Genomic DNA, 25,209 nt, shown 5'->3' with positions numbered 1-25,209 from the left:
ATCGTCTCACTCGTCATGGCGAATCCGGTCGGTGAACTGCGAAGATTCATCAACGCTGCCCTCGTGGAGCCGGTGCCGCGCGACCACACGGAGAGCGACCGGGCGTTTCGGCGGCGACGGATCGTGGCAGCGGTGACCCTCGTCGTCGGTCTCCTCGTCAACGCCTGGGCGCTGCGGATCGAGCCCGGTAACGACCTCTTCTACCCGGCGACGCTCGCTCTGGCCGGGGTCTGGGGCTTCGGGGCGCTCCTCTCGGGTCCGTTGCACCTGGGCCGGGCCCACACCCGTGCCGGCGACCGGCCCAGCCGCTCCGTGGTGCAGTCGCTCGTCCTGGGCCTGATGCTGCTCGGTCTGTTCCTCATCGGCGCCGTCGCCGTGGCCCGGGTCCCGGTCCTGCGTGAGCCGGTCGACCGGCTGCTCGACCACGCCCGGTTCGGGTCGCTCACCGTCGTCGCCGTCATCACGGCGATCAACGGCGTCGCCGAGGAGCTCTTCTACCGGGGCTCGCTGTTCGCCGCGGTCGGGCGGCGGCACGCGGTCCTCGTGACGACCGTCGTCTACGCGCTGGTGTGCGCGGGGTCGGGCATCCCGCTCCTCGTCCTCGCGGCTGCGCTCGTCGGTGCGGTCGTGGGGCTCCAGCGGCGCGTCACGGGCGGGATCCTGGGGCCGATCGTCACCCACCTCACGTGGTCGATGGGGATGCTCTTCCTGCTCCCGGTCGTCCTCGACGCCGCCCGCTGACCCGCCCCGCGCCGCGACTTCTTGCCCCTGGACCACCGGATTCGCCCGTTTTTGGGACCATTTCGGTGGTGGTGGGGCAAGAAGTCGCGGTGGGTTCGGGACGATGGCGGCGTCTCGTTCGTTGAGGCGGCATGAGCACTCTCACCTGCCCGAAGTGCGCGTCAGAGATGCGCAACTACGAACGCAACCAGGTCCACGTCGACCAGTGCACCGGCTGCGGTGGCCTCTTCCTCGACCGCGGTGAGCTCGAGGCCCTCGTCAACGCCGAGAACGCCTGGCACCAGCAGCAGTCGGCCCAGGCCCCGCCCCAGGCCCCGCCCCAGCAGCAGGCGCCACCGGCAGCGGCACCGCAGCAGCCGGCATACGGGCAGGGTCCCTATGGACAGCCGGCGGCCCAGCACTACGGCCAGGCCCCGCGCTACTCGTCCTCGCCCGGCAAGGGCTACTACGGGCAGCCCGGCTACCGGCGCAAGAAGTCCTTCCTCTCCGAGCTCTTCGACTGACCTGCCACCGACCCCCGCTGAAGTCCTGTTCAGCGGGGGTCTGTCGTGCCACGCTTCACCCATGACCGTGGGAGCGGGTGACATCGAGGCGGGGGCCGTGAGTGCGGAGGCGGCAGCACGCACCTCGACACCGTGGCAGCAGCGGCTCGTCGTCGCGCTCGGAGGAGCGGTCGTCGCAACCGTGGCGCTGCTCCTCGTCATGGCGTGGCCGACGGGCCTGCGGCCCTCGACCTTCGAGCAGCTCCGGGCGGACATCGCTGACGGCTCGGTGCACCAGTGGTATGCCTCGGAGCAGCTCGAGTCGGGCCCGCTCGACCTCCTGAGCGCTCCGTCGTCGACCGTGCGAGGCGACCTGGACGAGCCCATGGAGGGCGGGTTCATGCCACCCGAGGGCGACCCCCTCGGCGGCATCCTCGTCTGGCGCACGTGGGGATCGCCCGGCTGGCACGTCGCGGCCCAGACGGACGTGTCCTCGGTGGGGGACGACTTCCGGGAGACCGCCACCGAGGAGTCCACGGCCCTCGTCGCGCAGCTGCGTGCGGCCCAGGTGCCGATGAGGCCCTACGAGTTCTCGCAGGGGCCGCCGCTCCAGGGCTACGTCGTGGCCGGCGGACTTCTCGTCCTCGTCCTCCTCGTGGCCGGTCCGGCTCCTCGTGTCGGGACGCGCTGGTTCTGGTTCTGGGTGCTCCTCAACTCCCCGGTCGCCCTGGGCTTCGTCGCGTATGCCGTCCTCGAGCTCATCGGGATCCGTCCCCGCCCCGACCCGCCCCTGAGGCGGCGCCTCACCGGTGTGGTGGGGTTCTTCGGTGCGCTGCTCGCCGGTCTCGTGCTCGGGTTCGGCGCCGAGTTCCTGCGGTCGCTGGGCATCCCGCTGCCCCTGTGACGCCGGCTCGGATCGAGCCAGTGGTTCGGTCAGAGCTCGAAGTACCAGTAGAGCCCGTGGTCGGACGCCTTGGCCCGACGCGCGAGGTCGCGCAGCGCGTGCAGGAACTCGAGGTGGGCAGCGAGATCGAGCTCGTGCACGGCGCCACCGTCGGTCGGCGCCAGCTCCTCCGTGTGAGCCCACGGCTCGACCACGTAGGAGAGCTGTGCGTCGTCGGCCTCGGCCAGCGCATCGCGCAGCGTCGTCGTGAGGGTGCAGCCACCGCGGTTGTCGTCCGGCGACTGGTGGCCGACGGGCCCTCCCCACCGCGGGTCGCGCTCGAGGTCGTCGTAGGGGCGGCCCGTCAGCAGCTCCTCGAGAGTCCCCATGGTGACGACTCCGTCGTACCCGCGGGTGAGGAAGCCATCGCACACCGGCGCCGGGTCCTCGACGACGGGCGTCGTCCGGCGCCACCACCGCGGACGTGGGGTCTGCGCGGGGCGTGACCAGCCGAGGGGCCCACCCGGTGCCTGCTGGGCTGCGGCTGCGGTCTCGTCATCAGGGGCGGAGTGGAAGACGACGTCGATGCCCATGGCGACGATCGTGCAGCACCCGCACCACCGGGCGTGCACGTTCGATCAACTTCCGGCGGGCTCGTCCGGGGTCGCCTCGTGACCGGCGCGTCCGTGGGTGCGCCGCTCCTCCTTCATCTCGGCCTCGAACACGTGCCGCCGGCCGTCCATGAGGGCCTCGCGGACTCGACGGTCGTGATCCCGGAAGGCGGAGTAGTAGCCGTCGTCGAACTCCTCGACGACCTGGAAGGTCCATCGTCCGGCGAGGACGTTGCGGCCCAGGAGGTCGGTCTCGATCTCGTCGGCGAGGTCGGTGTGGCCGGCGGCTCGCAGCTTGTCGACCGCCTCACCGAGGGTGAGGTCGGCGCGACCGAGGTTGCGGTGGAAGGCATAGAGCGAGCCGCGGGCCTCCTCGATGACCTCGAAGGCCTCCGACAGCTTGCCGACGGCCTCGACCGTCGCGTCACTCGTGCCGTCGGGGCGGGCGTGGGCGTCGTCGACAGACTTCATCCTTTGATGCTAGAGGTGATGCACGTGCGTTGAGCAGGTCGCGCCACGCGAGGTCAGGGTCTGGCTTCCTCGTAGCGCGCGCGCAGTCCGGCATCGACGTAGCCGAGCCGGAGGTAGAGGTCGTGGGCCGGGTTGTCGACGTTGACCGCGAGCCACGACTCCGTCCAGCCCGCCTTGCGCGCCGACCTCAGGGACCGGACCACGAGGTGTGCCCCGAGACCTCGTCCACGCCACGGGGGAACCACGCCGACCTGGTCGATCCAGTTGTCGCTGATCGTGACGAAGCCGGCGACGCGGCCGCCGCTGTCGAGCGCCACGCGACTCAGCTCTGGCCGGAAACCCTCGTCCTCGGCGGTCTGGGCGACCCAGACATCCTTCGGGGTGTTGGTGAAACCGGGGCGCGTGGCGAACGACTGGATGAAGGCAGTGTGGAACAGCCCCACCGTGTCCTCGGTCCAGGGGTAGACCTGCAGACCGGGCGGACGGGCCACTCTCGGGATGTCGACCAAGGGGTGTCGCATGACGTGCTCGGCGAACGTGCGACGCAGCCCGATGTCGGCGAAGAAGCGCTCGGATTCGGGGGAGGTCGTCTCCACGACGACTCTCAGCGGAGACTCGCCGAAGTGGTCTCGACACCACTTGAGGAGCTCGGCGGCGAGGCCCTGCGACCGCGTCGAGGGATGCACCAGACCCGTGACCGCCCGGCGACCGGAGCCGTCGCGGAAGGCACTGGCTGCCGCGATGAGCTCGCCCGTCTCGTCCCACCCGCCGATCGACGGTCCACTCCTGAAGAGCTGGCGCAGCAGCTCGTCGGTGGCGAGGAGGGGCAGGCCCCCGTCACGCTCGAGGCATCGAGACGCGAGGTGGGTCAGTGCGGGGAGGTCCTCGTCGCTGAGAGGCCGCCAGGAGAGGGTCGACACGAGAGCCTCAGCTCCCAGCCGACCCGTGGACGAGCCAGAAGAGGCTGCGTCGTGGGGTGTCGTCGGCCATGGCCCATCCAAGCACTTGGCCACACCTGCTCGCGTCCAGCCGGTGCTGGTTGGTGACCGGCTGCGCGCGGGGCCCCAGGGCGGGGCCCCATCGCGCGGCCCCGCGTCGCGGCGAAGCCGCGCTTGAGCCAGTGAAGAAAGGGCTCACCGATCAGTGAAAAGACGATCCATAAATCTGTGGAATGATGGATCGAGACCCGTCCGACGTGAGAGGCAGCTGTCGTGAGTGACATCGATCTGGTACCGCTGGTCGACGAGGGGTTGGGCAACTCCGCCTACCTCCTGAGTCTCGGCGATGGTCGCGCCCTGGCTGTGGACACCAGTCGGGACCTGCGCGCCTTGCGGCGGACGGCCGAGCGTCGGGGGCTGACGGTGGCCTTCGCTGCCGACACCCACCTGCATGCCGACTTCATGTCCGGGGCCGTGCAGCTTGCTGCCAGTGACGGCGCCACGGTGTTGGCCTCCGCCGCAGGTGAGCGAGAGTTCCCCCACCGGCCTCTGCAGGAGGGGGATGAGGTCGACCTCGGGGGCCTCACGTTGCGGACGTTGGCCACTCCGGGCCACACGCACGAGCACATCTCCTTCGAGGTCCTGGACGGGGCTACCACGGTGGGCGTCTTCACCGGGGGCTCGCTCATCGTCGGGTCCGCGGCGCGGACCGACCTGGTGTCCCCGGAGCGGACCGAGGAGCTGGCTCGGGCCCAGTACCGGTCACTGCAACGCCTCGCCCGGCTCGACGACCACGTGGCGGTATGGCCGACCCATGGCGCCGGGTCCTTCTGCTCGGCCCCTCCGGGAGCGGAGCGCACCACCACGGTCGGCACCGAACGGGCCACGAACTCCCTGTTGCGGGCCCCGGACGAAGACGCCTTCGTGAAGCAGCTGCTGGGGTCACTGGGCACCTTCCCGCCGTACTTCCTCCGCCTGCCCGAGCTCAACCGACGAGGCCCCGAGCTGGTCAGTGGTGACACCATGCCGGCGCTCCAGCCTGCCCAGGTCCGTTCCTTGGTTGCTGAGGGTGCCGTGGTGGTCGACGTGCGACCCATCCAGGCCTTCTCCGAACAGCACGTGCCCGGTGCCGTCTCGATCCCGTTACGGGATGCGTTCGCCACCTGGCTCGGGTGGCTCATCGACGCCGACGCGTCGGTGGTCATCGTCCGGGACGCCGACCAGGACCCCGCAGAGGCGCTGTGGCAGGCCCGCAAGATCGGCTTCGACAGCATCATCGGTGAGCTCGCCGGCGGCCTGCCCGCGTGGACCGCAGCGGCGGGGGCCACCTCCTCCATCCCGCTCGTCGAAGCCGACGCCGTCGCCGGCCGGCATGTGCTGGACATCAGGCAGGACAGCGAGTTCGCCTCCGGCCACGTGCCACAGGCCGAACACGTGGAGCTCGGCCGCCTGCACAGCCACCTCGGCGACCTGCCCACAGGGCCCACCGTGGTCATGTGCGGACACGGTGAGCGCGCCATGGGAGCGGCCAGCCTCCTGCAGCGCTCCGGCAAGCCCGACGTCGCCGTCCTGGCCGGCGGCCCCGATGACTGGGCGAAGACCACCGGCCGCAGCCTGGAGGTCGGCCGATGAGCGCAACCACACCGAAGACCACGAACGACCGGCCCATCCAACTGGGGTTGCGCCAGAACGCCGCACAGTTCGCCCTGCTCGTCGCCGTCAACGCCCTCGTCGGCGGCATGCTCGGCCAGGAGCGGACCGTCCTGCCCCTCCTGGGCGAGCGGGAGTTCGGTCTGCGGGCCTACACCGCCGGCCTCACCTTCATTCTGGTGTTCGGTCTCACCAAGGCGGCGACCAACTACTTCGCAGGCACCTGGTCGGACCGCTGGGGGCGCAAGCCCGTGCTGGTCGCCGGTTGGCTCGTTGCCGTCCCGGTGCCCCTGCTGCTCATCTGGGCACCGTCGTGGGGCTGGGTCATCTTTGCCAACGTCCTGCTGGGCATCAGCCAGGGACTGACCTGGTCGACCACCGTCGTGATGAAGATCGACCTGGTCGGACCCGCTCGCCGAGGCCTGGCCATGGGCCTCAACGAGGCGGCCGGGTATGCCGCAGTTGCCGTCACCGCGTTGGTCACCGGCTACCTGGCACAGACTTACGGACTGCGGCCGGCGCCCTTCCTGCTCGGCGTGGCCTTCGCTGCCCTCGGCTTGGGCCTGTCCACCCTCACGGTGCGCGAGACGCGCGGCCACGCCCACCTCGAGGCGGCCAACCATGTCGCCCGGGCCGACGGCAAGCACGACCACCTCCACGGGGAGCTGACCGGCCGGCAGGTCTTCACCCAGACCAGCTTCCGCGACCCGGCGCTCTCCTCGGCCAGCCAGGCCGGACTGGTCAACAACCTCAACGACGGGCTCGCCTGGGGCCTGTTCCCCATCCTGTTCGCCGGTGCTGGCCTGTCCGTGTCCCGGATCGGCATCCTCGCGGCGCTCTACCCGGCCGTGTGGGGTGCCGGGCAACTGGTCACCGGAGCCCTCTCCGACCGGTGGGGCCGCAAGTGGCTCATCGTCGCAGGAATGTGGCTCCAAGCCGTCGCCCTCGGCCTCGTCGCCCTCGCTGACGCGTTCACCGCCTGGGCCGTCGCCGCTGTCCTGCTCGGGGCGGGAACCGCCATGGTCTACCCCACCCTGCTGGCATCCATCGGCGACGTGGCGCACCCTGCGTGGCGCGCCCGCTCCGTGGGCATCTACCGGCTCTGGCGCGACGGAGGTTTCGCAGTCGGGGCGCTGCTGGCCGGAATCGTCGCCGACCTCCTTGGAGTTCGTGCCGCCGTGTGGGTCGTCGCCGCGCTGACCGCCGTGTCCGGGTTCGTCGTGGCGGTGAGAATGTACGAGACCCATCACCCGAACCGGACGGCCGAGCCGACACCGGTGGACAGCCAGGAGGAGCACCATGGGTGAGCGCAGGGCCAAGGACGCCCTCTTCGCAGAGTTCGCCGCCGTCGGCAAGGTCCTCGGCAACCCCAAACGGTTGGAGCTGCTCGACCTGTTGGCGCAGGGAGCCCGCAGCGTCGAGGACCTCGCCGCGGCCGCCGACCTTGGCATGAGTACCTGCTCGGCGCACCTGCAGATCCTGCGCGAAGCGGGTCTGGTCGCCACGCGACGAGCCGGGAAGCGGATCTACTACGCCCTCGCCGGCGACGACGTGGCGGACCTGTGGGCAACCCTGCGCCAGGTGGCGCAACAGCGGCGGCCGCACACCGAAGTCGCACGTCGCGCCTACCTGGGCCCGGAGGACACCGAAGCCGTCGACACGGCCGAGCTCCGGCGCCGCCTCAAGGACGCCCACACTTTGCTGCTGGATGTGCGCCCGAGAGCCGAGTTCGACGCGGCACACCTGCCGGGTGCCCTGAACATCCCGATGGAGGAGCTGGCCGACAGGATCTCCGAGCTGCCCCAGGGCACGGAGATCGTCGCCTACTGCCGCGGCCAGTACTGCGTCCTGGCCCACGACGCGGCCCGGCTGCTCGCAGCACAGGGGTTCACCGCCCGCCGCGCCGCTGAAGGGGCCCTCGAATGGCGTCTGGCCGGCCTCTTGGAGCAGAGCGGCGCAGCCTGACCACCCACGGCGGCAGTCGACGACGCCACCCCTGGGCGGCCGGCCAACTCGACCGCCCGTGAGCGGGCAACTCAGGACCTTTGGCGCTGCCCGATTCCCTGTGGGGTCGGGACGCTGGCGGCATGAGGAAGATGCTCCTGATCGTCAACGGCCCCGCCTACGGCTCGGACGAGACCTTCAACGCGTTGCGCCTCGCCCTCGCCCTTGCACGCCGGGATGACACGGAGACCACCGTTTTCCTCATGGGCGACGCGGTGACCTGTGCCGTCGCAGGCCAGAAGACACCGGACGGCTACTACACCCTCGACCGGATGCTGCGGTCCTTCGCTCGGCACGGTGGGCACATCGCCTGCTGTGGCACCTGCCTGGACGCCCGCGGGCTCACCAAGGAGCACCTCATCGAGGAGGCCCCCCGATCCAGCATGGAAGAGCTCGCCGCCTGGACCGTCGAGGCCGACCAGGTCCTGACCTTCTGACCTCAGCGCGACTGCTCGGCGTTCTGCGCGAATGACAGCGGTGGTTGGTCCGCTGACCTGCGTGCTGGTGGGCCCCGTGGGACTCGAACCCACAACCTACGGATTAAAAGTCCGCAGCTCTGCCAATTGAGCTAGAGGCCCGCGTGGGTCAGGCCCACACGAGCGCAGACGATACCGGGCAGCGGTGAGCACCTCGGGCGGCAACCGGTCCACGGTCCGTGCCGACCATGCGCGCGGTATGCCCGTCGATGAGCGTTTGCCGCCTCGCGTGCTCGCCGCTCAACGTCCGTCCAGCAGATCCAGCGTCGCCGGGTCGGGCTCGCCGTCGAAGTACTTCTCGAGCACTCCGTCGAACAGCCGCCGGTCGAGCTCCACCTCCGCCGCGCGCGAGAACAGCGTCATCGAGGACCGCAGCTTCACGGCATCGATCCCGCCGAAGACCGCCACCGCATCCGACCCCGGCAGCTCGAGCAGGACCTCCGCACACTCGCGCAACCGCTGTCCGAGAACGGGATCCGCGAGATAGTCGCGCGCTTCACCCAGCCCGGACACGGCATACCGCTGGGCCATCTCGCTCCGGCCGAGGCCGGCGACCTGGGGGAGGACGAACCACATCCAGTGGCTCGTCTTGCGGCCACGGCGCAGCTCGGCGAGCGCCGCGGCATACGCACCGCCGGCATCCTGCGCCTCGACGAACCGGTTCAGCCCCACGGGACCCAGCCCGGCAGGTCGCGCGAGGCCGCGGAGGTGAACTCGGGCTCGCGCTTCTCCTTGAAGGCGGCGACGCCCTCCTTGCCGTCGTGCACGCTCGTCCACCACATCGCGAGCGAGTCGACCCGGTGCGACTCGAGCGGATGCGGTTGCGCCGCGTTGCGCCACATCATCTGCCGGGTGAGTGCCGTCGCGACCCGCGAGCGCCCGCTCACGAAACGACGCGCAAGCCCGTATGCCGTGTCCAGCAACGCTTCCGGCTCCACCACCGAGCGGAGCAGGCCACCGTCCAGGGCCTCCTCGGCGGTGAGGATGTCGGCGGCATACGTCCACTCCAGCGCGCGCGAGACGCCGACGAGCCGCGGCAGGAACCACGACGAGCACGCCTCCGGCACGATCCCCAGGCGCCCGAAGACGAACCCGATCCGCGCCGACGTCGACGCCAGGCGCACGTCCATCGGCAGCGTCATCGTCGCGCCGATCCCGACGGCCGGACCGTTGATCGCGGCGAGAACCGGCTTGGTGCAGTCGTAGATCGCCAGCGCCACGCGTCCGCCGGTGTCGCGGACGCCGTCGGCGACCTCGGGGGAGTCGAGCCGCTGGGTCATGTCCTCGAGCGTCGGCGAGAGCGACTCGTCGAGCCCGAAGACGTTGCCCTCACGCGACAGGTCCATACCCGCGCAGAACGCGCGACCGGCGCCGGTGACCACGACTGCCGCCACCGCGTCGTCGTCGTTGACGCGCCGGAACGCGTCCTCGAGCTCGCGCGCCATCGTCACGGTGAACGCGTTGAGGGCGTGGGGGCGGTTGAGCGTCAGGGTGAGGATGCCGTCCTCGGCGACCTCCCACAGCAGCGTCTCGTAGGTCGGTGGGCCTGCGGTGCCAGTCATGCATCCCAACGTACGGGGCAAGATGGACGGGTGACAGACAGCGGCCGCAACGTCCCGAGGCGCCCGGTCCACTTCGGCCCGGACGCCCTCGAAGCCCACGGCGGCACCCTGCCCGGTCCTGCCGAGACCACCGAGATCGCGCACCAGACCGCCGCCGTCCTCGTGGGCACCGGCCGCGCCGCGCACGACCCCGCCGTCACCGCCCGCCTCGTGGCCCTCGTCGACGACCTGGGTCTCTCGACCGTCGCCGACCTGTGGGCCGGGCGCCCGGGTCGCAGCCTCCCGGGCGCGCTGTGGCGCCTCTACGCCCTGCGGGAGTGGGTCCGTCGCCAGCCCGTCGAGGCGAGCCGGCAGTATGCCGCCGGCATGCGGTTCACCGATGTCGGTCACGCCATCGCGGGGGTCGCCGAGCCGCCTGGCCCGCAGGAGGTCACGGCCCTCGCGGACGAGATCCTCACCGGCGTCTTCCAGGGCGACCTCGCGGTGGCTCTGGAGCGGGCCGCTGCCTTCGCCGCGGTCGTCGCCGCAGGCCGCGCCGACCTCGCCCACGACCGCGACGAGACCGACCCGGAGTCGGCGGGCGCGCTCACGACGAGTGCGGCCGCCATGCAGCGCACCGGGGAGGACCTCGTGGCGTGCGCGCGCCTGTGGCGCGCCGACGAACTCGACTGAGCCGGACGGCATACCGAAGGCTGTTCGGGAACAGACTCCGGGGTCGGGCGCGTTAGGCTCTGGTGGTGGTGCCGGACCGCGGCAGCCCCGGGTCCCAAATTCAGCCGCTACGAGCGGCCACGCGCCGTGAGGCGCTCCCGGTCCGGCACCACTTCACACCGCCGGAGTCTCTCCCGTGCCTCGGGGACCACGCCTCACCTGCGAGGAAACGGGGGGTGAACCGCCGATGACGGCGAACCGGACGACAGGCCGTAGCCTTGTCCGCGACCCTTGACCTCGAGCCGTTCGGAGCGACTCACGTGGGCTTCCGCCTGACCCCCCAGGACACCGGGTTCTACGACCTGTTCTCCCAGTCCGCCAGCCACCTCATCGAAGGCGCCGCCGAGCTCACCGCCATCCTCGGCGCCGAGAGCCAGGAGGAGCGCGAGGCGATCGCGCAGCGGCTCAGCGACATCGAGACCTCCGCCGACGAGGCGACGCACGAGCTCATCCGCAAGGTGAACTCCTCGTTCATCACGCCCTTCGACCGTGAGGACATCCACGGCCTCGCGAGTGCGCTCGACGACTGCATCGACCACATGGAGGCCGCGGGCGACCTCATCGCGCTCTACCGGATCACCGACCTCGGCACCGGCGTGGCGCAGCAGATCGAGATCCTTGCGCGGATGGCCGAGCTCACCGTCGAGGCGATGCCGCGGCTGCGCTCGATGAAGGACCTCAGCTCCTACTGGATCGAGATCAACCGGCTCGAGAACTCCGCCGACAAGGCCTACCGCCGCATGCTCGCCGAGATGTTCAACGCCGAGGGCGCCGACCCCATCGACGTCATCAAGCACAAGGAGCTCATCGACGAGCTCGAGGCCGCCGCCGACGCCTTCGAGACGGTGGCCCACAAGGTCGAGAGCATCGCCGTCAAGGAGTCCTGACCACTGTGGAGAGCTGGATCCCGGTGGCCCTCGTCGTCGCGCTCGCGATGGGCTTCAACTACACCAATGGCTTCCACGACGCCGCGAACGCGATCGCGACGTCGGTGTCGACGCGCGCCCTCACGCCGCGCATCGCGCTCGGCATGGCGGCCATCGCCAACCTCGCGGGCGCGTTCCTCGGCACCAAGGTCGCCAAGACGGTGGGCAGCGGCATCATCGACGCCCCCGCCGGCAACGTCGGCCTGACGATCTGCGCCGCCGGCCTCATCGGCGCCATCGCCTGGAACATGCTCACGTGGTGGTACGGCCTGCCGTCCTCGTCCTCGCACGCCCTCATCGGTGGCCTCGGTGGTGCCGCGATCGCGGCCTCGACGACGGTCCACTGGAGCGAGGTGCTCGAGAAGGTCATCCTCCCGATGATCGCCTCGCCCGTCGTCGGGCTCATCGTGGGCTTCCTCGTCATGACGGCCATCATGTGGCTGTTCCGCAAAGGTCACCCCGGCAAGGTCAACCGCGGCTTCCGCTACGCGCAGACCGTCTCGGCGGCCGCGATGGCGTTCGGGCACGGCATGCAGGACGCTGCCAAGACCGCCGGTGTCGTCGTGCTGGCCCTCACCGTGGGTGGCTTCACGGCCCAAGGTGACGACCACATCCCGCTCTGGGTCCTCGTCATGAGCGCCGTGGTCATCTCCGCCGGCACGTATGCCGGTGGGTGGCGGATCATGCGCACCCTCGGCCGCCGCATCATCCACCTCGACCCGCCCCAGGGCTTCGCGGCGGAGACGACGGCCGCGGCAGTGCTCTACGTCGCCACCGCCACCGGCGCGCCGATCTCGACCACCCACGCCATCACCTCGGCGATCATGGGCGTCGGCTCGACGAAGTCCCTCAAGGCGGTCCGCTGGGGCGTGGCCAAGAACATCGTCGGCGCGTGGATCTTCACCTTCCCCGGCGCCGGGCTCGTGGCGGCGACGTCCTACCTGCTGCTCAAGCTCATCATCGGCCTCTGACCCAGTCGTCTGAGTCCCGTCGGCGTCATCGATCCGTAAGGCCGGACCCGGCGGCGCAGGCATCCGCGATCGCCATACTGGCAGGGTGATCCTCACCCGTCTGTTCGCCGCGACAACCTCTGCGCTGCTGCTCGCGGTCCTCGCGGGCTGTGGGTCCTCACAGGGCGGAGCGTCGGCGTCCTCGGCGTCGACGAACCGCTCGACTGCCAGTGCGTCGGGGAGCGCCACAGCGGAAGCCCCGGCACCCAGCGGCGCGACCGCGAGCGTCCCGGACGAACTCCGGTTCACAGCGACCACTGTGGACGGTCAGCCGTTCGACGGCGCGTCGCTCGCGGGTCAGGACACCGTGCTCTGGTTCTGGGCTCCGTGGTGCACGGTGTGCGCGCGCAGTGCCGCGAGCGTCAGGTCCGCGGCCGAGGCGTCGCCGACGATCCGTTTCGTGGGCGTTGCGGGGCTGAGCTCGGACGGACGCGCCATGGGGGAGTTCGTGAGCCGGCACGACGTCGGTGACCTGACCCACGTGGCCGACACCCGGGGCGAGGTCTACACCCGGTTCGGGATCACCCAGCAGCACACCTTCGTGCTCGTCGGTGCGGACGGGACGGTGACGACGCACCCGGCATACGGGAGGGACGTCGACCTCGACGCGCTGGTCCGTTCGACCTTCGGCTGAGCATGGAACCCGTCGCCCTGTCCCTCGCGGTCGGCGCGGGGATGCTTGCCGCCCTCAACCCGTGCGGTTTCGCGCTGCTTCCCGTCTGGCTCACCCTGGTGGTCGACCGCACCGGGGGGGCCGACCGACGTCGGGCTGTGGTGCGTGCTGTCGGCCTCGCCGCGGCGATGACGCTCGGCTTCGTCGCCGTGTTCGGCACGTTCGGCGCCCTCGTCGTGCCGCTGGCCCTGTCGCTTGAGCGCTACCTGCCGTGGGTGACGGTCGTCATCGGTCTCGCTCTCGTGGTCGGCGGTCTCGTCCTCGCGAGCGGCCGAGAGCTCACCCTGCGCCTGCCCCGGGTGCAGCGAGCGCCCACGGGTGGGTGGCTGACCATGGTCGGCTACGGCGTCGCGTACGCCCTCGCGTCCCTCTCGTGCACCGTGGCCCCCTTCCTGGCGGTCCTCGCCTCCACCTCCCGGGCCTCCGGCGTCGCTGCCGGGTTCGCGGTCGTCCTCGCGTATGCCGTCGGGATGGGGCTGCTCGTCGGTCTCCTCGCCGTGGCGGTCGCCCTCGCCCGGGGCGCGGTGCTCGGCCGTCTGCGTGCGGCCGCGCCCTGGGTGGGTCGGCTGAGCGGCATCCTGCTCGTCCTCGCCGGCGCCTACGTCGCGTGGTACGGCTGGTACGAGATCCGGGTCCTCGGCGGAGGGTCGACGGACGACCCGGTCGTGGACGCCGCTCTCGCGGTGCAGTCGGAGGTCGCCGCGACCCTGGACCGGGTCGGACCCGCGGGGCTGGCCGTCGTGGCGGCCCTCGTCGTGGTCGGGCTGGTTGCCCGCGGCGTCGCCCAGGCCCGCGGCCGCACCTGAGACCGCGCGGCAGGGGTCCGGCGTGTCGGCCGGGATCAGCCGAAGCGGCCGGAGATGTAGTCCTCGGTGGCCTTCTCGGTCGGGTTGCTGAAGATCTTCTGGGTGTCGTCGACCTCGACGAGGCGGCCGGGCTGGCCCGTCGCCTTGAGGTTGAAGAACGCCGTCTGGTCCGAGACCCGCGCCGCCTGCTGCATGTTGTGCGTGACGATGACGATCGTGTACTGGGCCTTGAGGTCGTTGATGAGGTCCTCGATGGCGAGCGTCGAGATCGGGTCGAGCGCCGAGCACGGCTCGTCCATGAGCAGCACCTGCGGCTCGACGGCGATGGCCCGCGCGATGCACAGACGCTGCTGCTGGCCACCGGAGAGCCCGGCGCCGGGCTTGTCGAGGCGGTCCTTGACCTCGTTCCAGAGGTTGGCGCCCTTGAGCGAGCGCTCGACGACCTCGTCGAGCTGCTTCTTGTTCTTGACCCCGTTGAGCTTGAGCCCGGCGGCGACATTGTCGCGGATCGACATCGTCGGGAACGGGTTCGGCCGCTGGAACACCATGCCGACCGTGCGGCGCACGGCCACCGGGTCCATCGACGACGCGTAGAGGTCCTGGTCGTCGAGCGAGACCTTGCCGTCGACGCGACCGCCGGGGATCACCTCGTGCATCCGGTTGAGGGTGCGGAGGACGGTCGACTTGCCGCAGCCGGACGGGCCGATGAAGGCCGTCACCGAGCGGGGCTCGACGGTGAGGGTCACGCCCTCGACGGCCTTGAAGTCGCCGTAGTAGATGTCGAGGTCCTTGACGTCGATGCGCTTTGCCATGGGAGGTGTCGTTTCTCTTTCGTTCCGAAGATCAGGTGTATGCCGTGTGCGCGGCCGGGTCAGCTGCTCACCTTGCTGAACCGGCTGATGAGGCGGCCGGCGATGTTGAGCAGGAAGATGATGAGGATGAGCGTGAGGGCGGCGCCCCAGACGCGGTCGACCGACGGCTGCAGGCTCTCGCCGTAGTTCTGGTAGATCATCGTCGGCAGCGTGGGCATGAGCCCGTCGAACAGGTTGGTCGCGATGACGGCGGTGTAGGGGCCGAGGATGATCAGGGGGGCGGTCTCGCCCATGACGCGGGCCAGGCCGAGCAGGATGCCGGTGACGATCCCCGAGAACGACGTGGGGATGACGATCTTCATGATCGTCTTCCACTTCGGCACGCCGAGCGCGTAGGACGCCTCGCGCAGCTCGTTGGGGACGAGCTTGAGCATCTCCTCGGTGGAGCGCACGACCGTCGGGATCATGAGCATCGTCAGGGCCAGGCAGACGGCGAACCCGATGCGCTGGAGCCCGAAGGTCGTGACCCACACGGCATACACGAAGAGCGCCGCGACGATCGACGGGATGCCGGTGAGGATGTCGACCATGAACGACACGGTCTTGGCGAGGCGACCCCGGCCGTACTCGACGAGGTAGACCGCGGTGAGGACCCCGACGGGCACGGAGATGAGCGCCGTGACCCCGGCCTGGATCAGCGTGCCCTGGATGGCGTGGACGGCCCCGCCACCCTCGCGGCGGGCCGTGATGCCGGCCTGGGACTTGCTCCACCAGCCGACGTCGAGCAGCATCTGGCCGCCCTTGACGAGGACCGAGCCGAGGATCCAGACGAGGGGGATGAGGGCGATGAGGAACGCCGCCCACATGAGGGCGCGGGCCAGCTGGTCCTTGAACGCACGTCCGCCGGACTTGCCGCCGAAGTCGTCGTCGGACAGGACCGTGCGCCGGGCCGACTCGTCGAGGGTGCTCAGGGTGCTCATTCGCTGAAGGCCTTCCGACGCTCGATGACGACACGGGCGGCCGCGTTGACGATGAAGGTGAGGATGAACAGGACGAGGCCGGCGGCGATGTAGGCGCCGGTCTTCTGCGCGGAGTCGAACTCGCCCGCGTCGTTGGCGATGCGGGACGCGAAGGTCTCGCCGCCGCCGAAGATCGAGAACGAGAACACCTCCGAGGTGTTGAGCGCCGAGAGGAGCAGCGTCACGGCGAGGGTCTCACCGAGGGCGCGGCCCAGGCCGAGCATCGCCGCCGAGATGATTCCGGGCTTGCCGAAGGGCAGGACGGCGACGCGGATCATCTCCCACTTCGTCGCGCCGAGGGCGAGCGCGCCCTCCTTGTGCGTGGTCGGCACCTGCGCGAAGACCTCGCGCGAGATCGCGGTGACGATCGGCAGGATCATGATGGCGAGGATGAGGCCGGCGAAGGCGAGCGTGCTCTTGGCGCTGGGCGTCTCGGTGTACGAGAAGAAGGGGAGCCAGCCGAGGACGGAGTCGAGCACCCTGGCCACGGGCTCGAAGTACTGGCCGGCCACCTGGAGACCCCACAGGCCGTAGACGATCGACGGCACCGCGGCGAGCAGGTCGACCAGCGCGGCGGCGGGCTTGTTGAGCCACGGCGGGGCGTACTGGGTGATGAAGAGGGCCACGGCCACGCCGAGGGGCACGGCGACGAGCATCGCGATGATCGAGGTGACGACCGTGGCCCAGAGCAGGTCGACGATGCCGAACCGGGGCTCGGTGCCGCTCGGGACCCACTCGCGCGAGGTGAGGAAGTTCGCCTCGTTGTTGAGCAGCGAGGGGACGGCCTGCCAGACGAGGAAGACACCGACGAGGGTGACGAGCCCGATGATGACGAGGCCGGAGCCGGTGGCCAGGCCGCCGAAGATCCGGTCCCCGAGACGGCCGGTCCCGGCACGGTCGGCCTCCAGCGGTGGGCGGCCGTCGCCGCTGGGGAGCTCGTCGATCGCGCTGTGACCGGTGATCGATGACACGAAGGCAGGTCCTCTCAGGATCTGTGTGACGGGGTTGAGGGGGCGGGGCCGGAGCGGCCCCACCCCCTCAGTTGACCAGAAGGTCAGTGCGTCCGGAAGACGCGATCAGCTGATCGCCTCGATCGCGGCCTCGACCTTGGTCTGCACCTCGGCGGGGAGCGGCGCGTAGCCGATCTCCTCGATGGCCTTCTGGGCCTCCTCGGAGGCGAAGAACTTGAGGAACGCCTTGATGTTCTTCTGCTTCTCGGCGTCCTTGCCCTTCGAGCAGACGATCTCGTAAGTCACGAGGTTGATCGGGTAGGCACCCGGCTCCTTCGTCGCGTAGTCGAGCTTGAGGGCCAGGTCGTTGCCCGTGCCGGTCTGCTTGGCGGTGGCGACGGCCTTGCCGACGGTCTCGCTGGTGAGCTCGACGGGGCCCGCGCCGTTGTCGATCGCGGCGACGCCGAGGTCGTTGTCCTTGGCGTAGCTCCACTCGACGTAGGTGATGCCACCGTCGGTGCTCTTGACGCCCTCGGCGACACCGGCGGACTTGGCCTTGCCCTCGCCCTTGCCGTCCCACGTCTTCGCGGGCTCGCCGGCCCAGTTGGCCGGAGCGGCAGCCTTGAGGTACTTGGTGAAGTTCTCGGTCGTGCCCGACTCGTCGGAGCGGAAGAAGACCTTGATGGCCGTCGACGGGAGGGTGACGCCCGAGTTGACCGCGGCGATCTTGGGGTCGTTCCAGGTCGTGATCTTGCCGGAGAAGATGTCACCCGCGACGGCCGGCGTGAGGGTGAGCTTGTCGACGCCCTTGACGTTGTAGGCGACGGCGATGGGGCCGGTGACGAGCGGGATGTTCCAGGCGGGCGAGCCGCAGTAGGTCGCAGCCTCGGTGGCCTCGACCTTGCCGTCCTTCTCGACCGTCTTGAGCGCCGAGTCGGAGCCGGCGAAGTCGACCTGGCCGCCGATGAACTGCTTGATGCCCGCGCCGGAGCCGGAGGGGTTGTAGTTCACGGTGGCACCGGTGCACTCGGCGCTGAAGAGCGAGCCGACCTCCTCGAAGGCGTTCTTCTGGGCGGAGGAGCCCTCGGCGTTGAGCGTGCCGTCGAAGCAGTCGGCGTTGGCCGAGGCGCTCGCGGTGGTGTCACCGGACGCGGCCGGGTCACCGGTGTTGTTGTCCGAGCCGCAACCGGCCAGGGCGATCGAACCGACGAGGGCGAGAGACGCCATCGCGCCGAGACGCTGAATCTTCACTGTGTGTACCTCTCACAAGGACAGAGATCGGGGCCGGACGTGGTGTACCGACAACTGTGAAGGTAGGGAGGGCTGGTGACCGGTCGGCTCGTGCGGGGTGAACGACGCGTGAACGGTGTTCGGCCATTGGTTGTCGCGCAGTTCAAGCGAGCGTCAGGCCGGCGATCCCAGGTCAGCCACGTGATCAGGGCGGGCCGGCTCAGGGGAGATGGCGCTCCACCGCGACGATGCGCGCCTCAGGCCCGACCCCGGCAACGTGGCAGACGAGGGCCTCACCCTTGGCGAGGTTGTCGTCGCGGGCCTCGACGAACCGCTCGAGCATCCCCACCGCGTCGGCTCCGGCGAGGCCGAGGCGCCGGGTGAGCACCTCGGTGAGCGCGGGCATGACCGGTCCGTGCGTGCACACCGCCGCCGGCTCACCGCGTTCCAGCAGCCTCTCGACGTGGTCGGCCGCCCGCCCCGGCTCGGCCTCGTGCCCCTCCTCGGACAGCCCGCGCCGCGTGCGCGGCGCGGTCCCTGACCACACGGCATACGGGGCGATCGTGTCGACGCACCGCACGGAGGGTGAGGTGAGGATCCGGGTGATCCCGTATGCCGCGAGCACCGGGATGAGCGCCTCGGCTCGCTCCCTGCCCCGCGCGTCGAGGGGCCGCTGCTGGTCGTCCGCGTCCCAGTCGGAGCGGGGGACCGACTTGGCGTGCCGCACGACGACGAGCGGCCAGGTGTCGAGGGTGCCCTCACCGTGCGCCCGGACGAGCGCGCGGAGCTGGTCGCGGTCATGGGCGTAGTCGAGGCGCACGTGGGCCTCGGTGACGTCGAGCCAGTCGAGCGCGTCGATCTCGTGCTCGAGGCGGCCGTGACCGCCGGTCACCGTGGCGGCCCAGTAGTGGACCACCTTCTCCCCGCGGTCGCCGGCCTTGGTGAGCACGAGGTAGCGGGCGCCGGGCAGGGGAGGGCCGAGCCGCACCTGAAGCCCGGTCTCCTCGAACGTCTCGCGCACGGCGGCGGTCGCCCAGGCCTCACCCGGGTCGAGCTTGCCCTTGGGCCACGACCAGTCGTCGTAGCGGGGGCGGTGCACGAGCGCCACCTGGAGTACGCCCTTGTGCACCCGCCACGGCAGCGTGCCCGCCGCGGGGATGACCTCCGGTCGCGCCTGCGTGCTCAGCGCCGCCGCGCCTTGCGTCGACGCTTGGCGTGCATCTCGATGAGGTCGGCCTGCAGGTCCGGCAACGGGTTCCCGTCGGCGTCGACGTGGTGACGGCTCCAGCGGCCGTCGCTGCCCAGCGACCAGTGCGAGTGGTCGGTGCTCATCCCCATGGCCATGAGGGAGCGCAGGTCCTCGAGGTGGCGCGGGTCGGTGAGCCGGACGAGGCACTCGACCCGGCGGTCGAGGTTGCGGTGCATCATGTCGGCGCTGCCGATCCACGCCTCGAGGTCGTCCCCGCTGCCGAAGAGGAACACGCGCGAGTGCTCGAGGAAGCGGCCGAGGACCGAGTGCACGGTGACCGTCTCGGACAGTCCCTCGACGCCCGGGCGCAGGGCCGAGATGCCCCGGACCCACACGTCGACCTTGACCCCGGCCATCGAGGCCCGGTAGAGCGCGTCGATGATCTGCTCGTCGACGATCGAGTTGACCTTGATGCCGATGTAGCCCTGGCCCGGGTTCGCCTTCTCGACGTCCATCTGCGACTCGATGCGCTCGACGAGCCCGCTGCGGACCGACCGCGGTGCGACGAGGAGCCGCTTGAACTTGCTGCGCGGCGCCACCCCCGACAGCTGGTTGAACAGTCGGGTCATGTCATCGCCGACCTGCGGGTCGACGGTGAGGAGGCCGAAGTCCTCGTAGAGGCGGGCGGTCTTGGGGTTGTAGTTGCCGGTGCCGATGTGGCAGTAGCGGCGCAGCCCGTCCTCCTCCTGCCGCACGACGAGGCTGAGCTTGGAATGGGTCTTGAGCCCCACGATGCCGTAGACGACGTGGACGCCTGCCCGCTCGAGCTTGCGGGCCCACGAGATGTTGTTCTGCTCGTCGAAGCGGGCCTTGATCTCGACGATCGCGAGGACCTGCTTGCCACTGTCGGCCGCGTCGATGAGGGCGTCGATGATCGGGGAGTCGCCGCTCGTGCGGTAGAGGGTCTGCTTGATCGCCAGGACGTGGGGGTCGGCGGCCGCCTGCTCGATGAACGCCTGCACCGACGTCGAGAACGAGTCGTAGGGGTGCTGGAGCAGGACGTCCTGCTTGCGGATGCTCGCGAAGATGTCTCGCGCCTTGGCGCTCTCGGTGGGTGCGAGGTCGCTGTTGGTGCGGGCGGCGAAGGCGGGGTAGTGCAGGTCGGAGCGCTCGAGGTCGGCGATGATGTTGAGCCCACGCAGGTCGAGCGGGGCTGGGAGCCGGTAGACCTCGGCAGAGGAGACGCCGAGCTCGCGGACGAGGAGCTCCATGACGTGGTCGTCCATGTCGCGGTCGACCTCGAGCCGCACTGGCGGCCCGAAGCGACGACGGCTGAGCTCCTTCTCGAGCGCCGTGAGGAGGTTCTCGGCGTCGTCCTCCTCGACCTCGAGGTCCTCGTTGCGTGTGACGCGGAAGGTGTAGTGCTCGTGCACCTCCATGCCGGGGAAAAGCTGGTCGAGGTGCGCGGCCATGACGTCCTCGATGGGGACGAAGCGCACGTCGTAGATGTCACTGGACGAACCGCTCTCACCGACCCGGAGGAGCCGGGGGAGCAGCGGCGGCACCTTGACCCGGGCGAAGTGCTCCTTGCCCGTCTTGGGGTTGGTGAGGAGGACCGCGAGGTTGAGCGAGAGGCCGGAGATGTAGGGGAAGGGGTGCGCCGGGTCGACCGAGAGCGGGGTGAGAACGGGGAAGACCCGGTCGGTGAAGAGCTGTCCCTGCCTGAGCTGCTCCTCCTCGGAGAGCTCGTCCCAGCGCAGGATCTGGATGCCCTCGTCCTCGAGCGCCGGCTGCACGAGGTCGTCGTAGACCCGGGCCTGCATGTCGAGCAGCTCGTGGCTCACGACCGAGATCTGCTCGAGGACCTCGCGCGGCTCCAGGCCCGAGGCGGAACGGACCGCGAGTCCGGTGGCGATCCGCCGCTTGAGGCCGGCCACTCGGACCATGAAGAACTCGTCGAGGTTCGACGTGAAGATGGCGAGGAAGCGGGCGCGTTCGAGCAGCGGGACGCTCTCGTCCGCGGCGAGCTGGAGGACCCGCTCGTTGAACTGGAGCCACGAGATCTCGCGGTCGAGGAACCTGTCGGCCGGCAGCCCCTCGGACTCGTCCCCGCCGCCGGTGCGGACGAAGCGGCCGTTGGACGCGCGCGGCTGGGTGCCCCGGGCCTCGGCGGCCGACGCGCTCGCGATCGAGACCTCGCTGACGATGCTCGCGTCACCGGTGGTGTCCGCGCCCGTGCTGTCCGCGTCCTCGGTGCTCGCCGCACCGTCCACGTCGGTGGACTTCGGCCTCGTCGACGTCGTCATGGCTTCATCGTGGCAGGTCGAGGTGAACGGCGGTCGACATCGACCAGCGTGCGGTCCGCCGCGGTGTGATCGGCCGCCCTGCGGTCGGTCGCCATGCGGTCGGTCGCCACAGTCCGCCGCGACATGGTCAGCGCAGCCGTCCGCCGGCCATCGTCACCGTCCGGGCGGCGAGGGCGTCGAGGGAGTCGACGACGTCGTGGTCGTCGACGGCGAGGTCGGTCCGCAGGATCGACAGCTCGGTGCAGGCCAGCAGCACCGCACCCGCTCCCTTGGCGCGCAGGTGCTCGACCGCAGCGTCGAAGCGTTCGCGCTCGACCGGCATACCGGCCTTGACCCCGTCGTAGATCATCGACATGACGTCCTTCTGGACGACGTCGTCAGGGGCGACCGGCGTGAGGCCGGCGGCCTGCGCGGCTCGGTGGTAGGTCTGCGCGCGCAGGGTCCCGTCGGTGGCGAGAATGCCCACGTGCGTGAGGTCGGGGACGGCGGCCCGGGCGGCCGCGATCGTCTCGGCGACGATGTCGATGACGGGGATGTCGACGGCGGCTGCCACCTCGTCCTGGAAGGCCTGGGCGGTGTTGCACGGCACGGCGATGAACCTCGCGCCGGCGCGCTCGAGCTGTCGCGCGTCCTCGGCCATCACCGGTCCGGGGCTCTCGTCGCTGTCTCCCACGAGGTATGCCGTCCGGTCGGGGATGCTCGCGTGGTTCCACACGATCATGTCGACGTGGTCCTGGTCGCGCGACGCGTCAGTCATGGCGAGCACACGCTGCATGAAGTAGACGGTGGCCATCGGCCCGATCCCGCCGAGGATGCCGACTGGTTCGTTTCGCACCCGTCGAGCCTAACCCCGAGTGGGCGCACGCGGCCCGACCCATGCAGTGGCCGGCCGCGCGACGCCGCCCAGGATCAGCAGTGCTGGGGTGGATCCCACACGTGTGCCCTGACGGGTCGATGACCTATAGGTGTTCAGCAATACCTATAGGTCATCGACGCGCAGCGCAGCCTGGGGGTTTGTGAGCCTGGCGATCACGCCGGCCGATGACCAGGAGCCCGGCGGATAGACTCCGACGCGATCCCTGACCGGCCCTACCGAGGAGCTTCGTGGCACTCGCCGCCCTTGATCTCACCGACCGCGAGCACGACGACTTCGTCCGTGACCACCCCAACGGTCACCTCATGCAGACGACACCGTGGGGCCGGGAGAAGGAGCACACCGGCTGGACCTGGCGCACCGTCGCCGTGGGCCGGACGGGCGTGGACGGCGAGCGTGAGGTGACGGGCGTCGCGCTCATCCTCTTCCGCCGCACCCCCGTGCTGCCGCTGGCGCTGGCCTACTGCCCGCGCGGGTTCGTCGTCGACTGGGCCGACGCCGAGTCGGTCGACGCCCTGCTCGCCGAGGTGAGCCGCGTCGCCAAGGCCAACCGCGGCGTGCTGCTCCGGATCGACCCGGCCGTACGCATCGACGACCCGGCGATCCGGCCCGCCCTCGAGTCCCGCGGCTTCACCCGCACCGACCCGGGCGAGGACGCCGCGAAGACCCTCGCCCAGCCGGCGCTGCGCATGGTCACCGACATCTCCGACCTCGAGGCGCTGCACAAGGAGCTGTCGCAGGGCACCCGCCAGTCGATCCGCAAGGCCGAGAAGTCGGGCCTGGTCTACGAGTCGGTCGGCCGCGACAGGATCCCCGCGTTCTACGAGCTCATGAAGACGACGGGCGCACGCGACGGCTTCGGCATCCGGAGCCTGGAGTACTTCACGACCCTCTACGACGTCCTCTCGCCGACCGACGACATTGTCGTCTCGCTGGTCAAGCTCGACCACGGCGCCGCGGCCGAGGCGGCCCGCGCCAAGGTCGAGGACTCGCGCCAGCAGCTCGAGAAGGCTCAGGCCAAGCGTGAGAAGTACCCCTCCGAGAAGGCCGACCGCCAGGTCGAGCAGCTCGAGCAGGCCATCGCCAAGAACGAGGCGTCCGCCGCCGAGTTCGAGGCGGCGCACGCGCAGCACCCCGAGGGCCAGTACCTCGCCGGCTCCATCTTCGCGACGTGCGGCACCCGCGGCTCCTACCTGTATGCCGCGTCGTCCGACGAGCACCGCAACCTGCGCCCGAACTACCTCATGGTCTGGCGGATCATGCAGGACGCCGCGGCCAAGGGCGTGACGACGTTCGACTTCGGAGGCATCGACGCCTCCGAGGGGCTCGAGGAGTTCAAGCGCCAGTGGAACCCCGAACGACGCGAGTATGCCGGTGAGTTCACCAAGCAGCTCCATCCCCTCTCGGGTCGGCTCATCGACCTCGTCGTCCGCGTCTACAAGCGTCGCTGAATCGAGTTCCCTTGTCCGACAGGTCTTTTGAGTCCATCCCCGACCAGCCGTTCGTTCCCGTCGTCGTCGGTGCCCACGTCGGCGGCTACTCGCTCGTGCGTGCCTTCCACGAGGCCTACGGGGTGAAGTCGCTCGTCGTCACCGGTGCGACGTCGTGGGTGGTCGAGCACTCCGCGATCCTCGAGGTCGTCCACTGCACCGACGCCCACGACCCGGAGGTGCTGGCGGCGACCCTGGCAGGCTCGCCCTTCGCGGAGCTTTCCCAGCCCAAGATCCTGCTCGCCACCTCGGACGCCCTCGTCGACGTCATCGCGCTCATGCGCGACGGACTCGACGACTCCTGGAAGGTCCCCTACGTCGGGGCCGGGCCGCTCGCCATCGCCACGCGCAAGCACACCTTCGAGGAGGCCGCCCAACGCGCGGGGGTCACGACCCCGGCGACGACGTTCATCGACCTGGGCGACCCGGCATACGACCTCGCCCAGGTGGAGCCGCCCGCGGGGTGCGGCTACCCGCTCATCGTCAAGCCCACGGCTCCGGCCGCGTGGAACGCCGTGACGTTCGAGGGCCAGGCCAAGGTGCACGAGGTGGCGACGGCCGACGAGCTGCGCGACCTCGTGGGGCGGGTTCAGGCGGCCGGCTACCGCGAGACGCTCATCGTCCAGGACAGGATTCCCGGCGACGACACGGGCATGCGGATCCTCACCTGCTACTGCGACAGGGACTCGCGGGTCCGGTTCGCCTCCTACGGGCGCACCCTCATCGAGGAGCACGCGCCCGGCCTTCTCGGGGTGCCGGCAGCGATCCTCACCGGGCAGAACCGCGAGATCGTCGACGAGGCCGTGCGGCTGCTCGCCGAGCTCGAGTGGGTGGGCTACGCCAACTTCGACCTCAAGTACGACCCCCGCGACGGCACGACGAAGTTCTTCGAGCTCAACCCGCGGCTCGGGCGCTCGAACTACTACGTCACGGGGACGGGCTTCAACCCGGTGACCTGGTACGTCGACGAGTACGTCCACGACACCCTGCCCGAGGAGTTCGAGCTCGTCGAGGCCGACACCGAGACGGTCTACTCGGTGGTGCCGGTGCGGACCATCAAGTGGGCCGTCGCCCGCCACCCCGACCTGTGGGCACGCACGAAGCGGGTCATCAGGGCCGGCGGGCTGCGCAACCCCCTGCACTACCGCGCGGAGAAGCACCCGGTGCGCTGGGCCAAGATCCTCGCGGCGGGCGTGAGCTACGACCGCAAGTTCCACCAGTACTACGACCCCGAGGCGGCGTACTTCCCGGGCGGCGAGCCCGCCGACTCAGACCTCCCCGTCACCCACTGACGGGGCCGGGTGCGGCGGGGCAACTTTCGACCAATTGGTCACGAATTGTCCGGGCCGTTTCGTGACCTATTGGTCGAAAAGTGCGGATGGGGCGGGACGGCCG

Annotated in this window: 26 protein-coding genes and 1 tRNA gene; 14 read left to right on the top strand and 13 right to left on the bottom strand. The window is 70.2% G+C overall.

What is annotated here, in order from left to right; genetic code table 11:
• Nucleotides 1–15: 15 nt before the first annotated feature.
• The 3 genes from LL946_RS04440 (at nt 16) to LL946_RS04430 (ending at nt 2,127) form a co-directional block, all read left to right on the top strand.
• Nucleotides 16–741, top strand: a complete 726-nt coding sequence (locus LL946_RS04440) for a lysostaphin resistance A-like protein (protein ID WP_404385185.1) — start codon at nt 16–18, stop codon at nt 739–741.
• A 131-nt stretch (nt 742–872) separates the two neighbouring features.
• Nucleotides 873–1,244: a zf-TFIIB domain-containing protein gene (locus LL946_RS04435; RefSeq protein ID WP_404385183.1), complete on the top strand. Its 372-nt coding sequence runs from the start codon at nt 873–875 to the stop codon at nt 1,242–1,244.
• Nucleotides 1,245–1,305: 61 nt separating this feature from the next.
• Nucleotides 1,306–2,127 carry a hypothetical protein gene (locus LL946_RS04430; protein WP_404385181.1) on the top strand — a complete coding sequence of 274 codons (822 nt, stop codon included), beginning with the start codon at nt 1,306–1,308 and terminating at the stop codon, nt 2,125–2,127.
• Between the two features lie 29 nt (nt 2,128–2,156).
• Here the strand turns inward: LL946_RS04430 and LL946_RS04425 are convergent, their stop codons facing one another.
• The 3 genes from LL946_RS04425 to LL946_RS04415 are packed head-to-tail and all read right to left on the bottom strand — an operon-like array spanning nt 2,157 to nt 4,108.
• On the bottom strand, nt 2,157–2,699 hold the full coding sequence (locus LL946_RS04425; RefSeq protein WP_404385179.1) for a hypothetical protein: 543 nt from the start codon (nt 2,697–2,699) through the stop codon (nt 2,157–2,159).
• A 45-nt stretch (nt 2,700–2,744) separates the two neighbouring features.
• Nucleotides 2,745–3,188 (bottom strand): hypothetical protein, encoded by a 444-nt coding sequence (locus tag LL946_RS04420; protein WP_404385177.1) that lies wholly within the window; start codon nt 3,186–3,188, stop codon nt 2,745–2,747.
• A 53-nt stretch (nt 3,189–3,241) separates the two neighbouring features.
• Nucleotides 3,242–4,108: a GNAT family N-acetyltransferase gene (locus LL946_RS04415; RefSeq protein ID WP_404385175.1), complete on the bottom strand. Its 867-nt coding sequence runs from the start codon at nt 4,106–4,108 to the stop codon at nt 3,242–3,244.
• A gap of 291 nt (nt 4,109–4,399) precedes the next feature.
• On the opposite strand from LL946_RS04415, the gene LL946_RS04410 reads away from it, so the two are divergent.
• The 4 genes from LL946_RS04410 (at nt 4,400) to LL946_RS04395 (ending at nt 8,217) form a co-directional block, all read left to right on the top strand.
• The gene (locus LL946_RS04410) at nt 4,400–5,758 is read left to right on the top strand and encodes a rhodanese-like domain-containing protein (RefSeq protein WP_404385173.1); all 1,359 of its coding nucleotides are present in this window, start codon (nt 4,400–4,402) and stop codon (nt 5,756–5,758) included.
• Complete coding sequence (locus tag LL946_RS04405) at nt 5,755–7,083, top strand: MFS transporter (protein WP_404385171.1); 1,329 nt, start codon at nt 5,755–5,757, stop codon at nt 7,081–7,083. The genes LL946_RS04410 and LL946_RS04405 overlap by 4 nt, the downstream gene beginning before the upstream one ends.
• The gene (locus tag LL946_RS04400) at nt 7,076–7,741 is read left to right on the top strand and encodes an ArsR/SmtB family transcription factor (RefSeq protein ID WP_404385169.1); all 666 of its coding nucleotides are present in this window, start codon (nt 7,076–7,078) and stop codon (nt 7,739–7,741) included. Before LL946_RS04405 ends, LL946_RS04400 begins: the two co-directional genes overlap by 8 nt.
• Nucleotides 7,742–7,863: 122 nt before the next feature.
• A complete protein-coding gene (locus LL946_RS04395) occupies nt 7,864–8,217 on the top strand; it encodes a DsrE/DsrF/TusD sulfur relay family protein (protein WP_404385167.1) in 354 nt (117 codons plus the stop codon).
• 65 nt (nt 8,218–8,282) lie between these two features.
• Here LL946_RS04395 and LL946_RS04390 read toward each other — a convergent pair.
• From LL946_RS04390 to LL946_RS04380, 3 genes are all read right to left on the bottom strand, one after another.
• Nucleotides 8,283–8,358: transfer RNA gene (locus LL946_RS04390), tRNA-Lys, on the bottom strand.
• A gap of 138 nt (nt 8,359–8,496) precedes the next feature.
• Nucleotides 8,497–8,928: a DUF1810 domain-containing protein gene (locus tag LL946_RS04385; RefSeq protein WP_404385165.1), complete on the bottom strand. Its 432-nt coding sequence runs from the start codon at nt 8,926–8,928 to the stop codon at nt 8,497–8,499.
• Nucleotides 8,919–9,818, bottom strand: coding sequence for a crotonase/enoyl-CoA hydratase family protein (locus LL946_RS04380; protein WP_404385163.1), 900 nt, complete (start codon nt 9,816–9,818; stop codon nt 8,919–8,921). The genes LL946_RS04385 and LL946_RS04380 overlap by 10 nt, the downstream gene beginning before the upstream one ends.
• A gap of 30 nt (nt 9,819–9,848) precedes the next feature.
• Between LL946_RS04380 and LL946_RS04375 the strand changes: the two genes are divergently transcribed.
• From LL946_RS04375 to LL946_RS04355, 5 genes are all read left to right on the top strand, one after another.
• Nucleotides 9,849–10,490 carry a hypothetical protein gene (locus tag LL946_RS04375; protein WP_404385161.1) on the top strand — a complete coding sequence of 214 codons (642 nt, stop codon included), beginning with the start codon at nt 9,849–9,851 and terminating at the stop codon, nt 10,488–10,490.
• A 299-nt stretch (nt 10,491–10,789) separates the two neighbouring features.
• A complete protein-coding gene (locus LL946_RS04370) occupies nt 10,790–11,416 on the top strand; it encodes a DUF47 domain-containing protein (protein ID WP_404386789.1) in 627 nt (208 codons plus the stop codon).
• A 5-nt stretch (nt 11,417–11,421) separates the two neighbouring features.
• Nucleotides 11,422–12,426 carry an anion permease gene (locus tag LL946_RS04365; RefSeq protein ID WP_404385159.1) on the top strand — a complete coding sequence of 335 codons (1,005 nt, stop codon included), beginning with the start codon at nt 11,422–11,424 and terminating at the stop codon, nt 12,424–12,426.
• An 85-nt stretch (nt 12,427–12,511) separates the two neighbouring features.
• The gene (locus LL946_RS04360) at nt 12,512–13,099 is read left to right on the top strand and encodes a redoxin domain-containing protein (protein ID WP_404385157.1); all 588 of its coding nucleotides are present in this window, start codon (nt 12,512–12,514) and stop codon (nt 13,097–13,099) included.
• A gap of 2 nt (nt 13,100–13,101) precedes the next feature.
• Nucleotides 13,102–13,944, top strand: a complete 843-nt coding sequence (locus tag LL946_RS04355; RefSeq protein ID WP_404385155.1) for a cytochrome c biogenesis CcdA family protein — start codon at nt 13,102–13,104, stop codon at nt 13,942–13,944.
• A gap of 35 nt (nt 13,945–13,979) precedes the next feature.
• Here the strand turns inward: LL946_RS04355 and pstB are convergent, their stop codons facing one another.
• From pstB to LL946_RS04320, 7 genes are all read right to left on the bottom strand, one after another.
• Nucleotides 13,980–14,756 carry a phosphate ABC transporter ATP-binding protein PstB gene (gene pstB / locus LL946_RS04350; protein WP_404385153.1) on the bottom strand — a complete coding sequence of 259 codons (777 nt, stop codon included), beginning with the start codon at nt 14,754–14,756 and terminating at the stop codon, nt 13,980–13,982.
• A gap of 59 nt (nt 14,757–14,815) precedes the next feature.
• Nucleotides 14,816–15,736, bottom strand: coding sequence for a phosphate ABC transporter permease PstA (gene pstA, locus LL946_RS04345; protein ID WP_404385151.1), 921 nt, complete (start codon nt 15,734–15,736; stop codon nt 14,816–14,818).
• Nucleotides 15,733–16,746, bottom strand: coding sequence for a phosphate ABC transporter permease subunit PstC (pstC, locus tag LL946_RS04340; protein WP_404385149.1), 1,014 nt, complete (start codon nt 16,744–16,746; stop codon nt 15,733–15,735). The genes pstA and pstC overlap by 4 nt, the downstream gene beginning before the upstream one ends.
• Before the next feature lie 105 nt (nt 16,747–16,851).
• On the bottom strand, nt 16,852–17,976 hold the full coding sequence (pstS, locus tag LL946_RS04335) for a phosphate ABC transporter substrate-binding protein PstS (RefSeq protein ID WP_404385147.1): 1,125 nt from the start codon (nt 17,974–17,976) through the stop codon (nt 16,852–16,854).
• 199 nt (nt 17,977–18,175) lie between these two features.
• Nucleotides 18,176–19,054, bottom strand: a complete 879-nt coding sequence (locus LL946_RS04330; protein ID WP_404385145.1) for an NUDIX domain-containing protein — start codon at nt 19,052–19,054, stop codon at nt 18,176–18,178.
• Nucleotides 19,055–19,137: 83 nt separating this feature from the next.
• Entirely contained in the window at nt 19,138–21,450 is a 2,313-nt protein-coding gene (locus LL946_RS04325) for an RNA degradosome polyphosphate kinase (RefSeq protein ID WP_404385143.1), read from the bottom strand.
• Between the two features lie 127 nt (nt 21,451–21,577).
• The gene (locus LL946_RS04320) at nt 21,578–22,285 is read right to left on the bottom strand and encodes an aspartate/glutamate racemase family protein (RefSeq protein WP_404385141.1); all 708 of its coding nucleotides are present in this window, start codon (nt 22,283–22,285) and stop codon (nt 21,578–21,580) included.
• 269 nt (nt 22,286–22,554) lie between these two features.
• Between LL946_RS04320 and LL946_RS04315 the strand changes: the two genes are divergently transcribed.
• Complete coding sequence (locus tag LL946_RS04315; RefSeq protein ID WP_404385139.1) at nt 22,555–23,775, top strand: lipid II:glycine glycyltransferase FemX; 1,221 nt, start codon at nt 22,555–22,557, stop codon at nt 23,773–23,775.
• Nucleotides 23,776–23,786: 11 nt separating this feature from the next.
• Nucleotides 23,787–25,106 carry a hypothetical protein gene (locus tag LL946_RS04310; protein ID WP_404385137.1) on the top strand — a complete coding sequence of 440 codons (1,320 nt, stop codon included), beginning with the start codon at nt 23,787–23,789 and terminating at the stop codon, nt 25,104–25,106.
• The last annotated feature ends 103 nt before the right edge of the window (nt 25,107–25,209 follow it).

The organism is Knoellia locipacati, from assembly GCF_044791685.1.
In the GTDB taxonomy this organism is placed as follows: domain Bacteria; phylum Actinomycetota; class Actinomycetes; order Actinomycetales; family Dermatophilaceae; genus Knoellia; species Knoellia locipacati_A.
This window is presented reverse-complemented; position numbering and strand designations above follow the sequence as displayed.